This window comes from Acidiphilium iwatense (genome assembly GCF_021556475.1).
GTDB classification, from domain to species: domain Bacteria; phylum Pseudomonadota; class Alphaproteobacteria; order Acetobacterales; family Acetobacteraceae; genus Acidiphilium; species Acidiphilium iwatense.
This window is the reverse complement of the sequence record NZ_JAKGBZ010000143.1, coordinates 1-1,233: the sequence shown is the minus strand read 5'-3', so window position 1 is coordinate 1,233 and position 1,233 is coordinate 1. Positions and strand designations below refer to the sequence as shown.

Sequence of the window (1,233 nt, the reverse complement as noted above, 5' to 3'; positions counted from 1 at the left end):
TACCCTCCGTCATTGATTTTGCGGCGGACCTTCGATTCGATGACTCCGCAACGACGGAGATGGTTCGTGACCGCGAAACAAAGTGCCGTAAAGAAGTATGTGGTGAAGCTCAGCCTCGAAGAGCGCGAGCGGCTCGACACAATGATCCGGGTTGGAAAGCACCCGGGTTGGAAGCTGCTGAAAGCGCGCATCCTGTTGAAGGCCGACGCCTCCGAGGCCGGCCAAGGCTGGAGTGACAGCCAGATCGCCGCCGCCCTGGACACCAGCGTCGACACCGTCGCCAGGACCCGTCAGGTCCTGGTGGAGGAGGGTTTCGAGGCGGCCCTGACCCGCAAGCACTCGCCGCGCTCGGCTAGGCGGCGCATTTTCGACGGCGCGGCGGAAGCCAAGTTGATCGCACTGGCTTGTTCCTCGCCGCCAAAGGGGCGCGCACGGTGGACACTGAAGCTGCTGGAAACGGCGGTGGTGGAACTGGAGATCGTTGAGCGTGCCAGCGACAACACGATCGGGCGGACGCTAAAAAAAACATTCTCAAGCCGCATCTGCAGAAGCAATGGGTAATCCCACCGGATGCCAACGCCGCGTTCGTCGCCGGCATGGAAGATGTGCTGGAAGTCTACCAGCGGCCGCACGACCCGGCATGCCCCGTGGTGTGCGTGGACGAGACCTCGAAGCAACTGGTCGCGGAGACGCGCGTGCCGATCAGGGCGAAACCCGGCCGTATCGCGCGGCATGACTACGAGTACGAACGCAACGGCACGGCCAACCTATTCATGATGTTCGCCCCGCTCGAAGGCTGGCGGCACGTCAAGGTCACCGATCGCCACACCGCCATCGACTACGCCCACATGCTCAAGGATTTGAGCGACAGCCATTTTCCTCAGGCCAGAAAGATCGTGCTCGTGCAGGACAACCTCAACATCCACAAACCGGCGTCACTCTATGAGGCGTTTCCCCCTTCCGAAGCCCGCCGGCTCGTCGAGCGCTTCGAATGGCACTACACCCCGAAGCACGGCAGCTGGCTGGACATGGCGGAATCCGAACTCAGCGTTCTCTCGGGGCAATGCCTCGATCGCCGCATCCCCGACAAGCAAATGCTGATCGAGGAGGTCGCCGCATGGGAGCGCACCCGCAATAGGGATCACGTCAAGGCCAACTGGCACTTCACCACCGCAAACGCCCGCATCAAACTGAAGCGGCTATACCCCGCACTATGAGCGACTCGGGGTACTA

General features: G+C 62.0%; 1 protein-coding gene. It reads left to right on the top strand.

Annotated elements, in window-relative coordinates:
• The first annotated feature begins 39 nt into the window (after window positions 1-39).
• Window positions 40-1,217 (top strand): IS630 family transposase gene (locus L2A60_RS20450; RefSeq protein WP_235706302.1). Its coding sequence is split into 2 segments (ribosomal slippage): window positions 40-529 and window positions 529-1,217, totalling 1,179 coding nucleotides; the frame shifts between segments, so codons are not numbered across the junction.
• Window positions 1,218-1,233 lie beyond the last annotated feature (16 nt).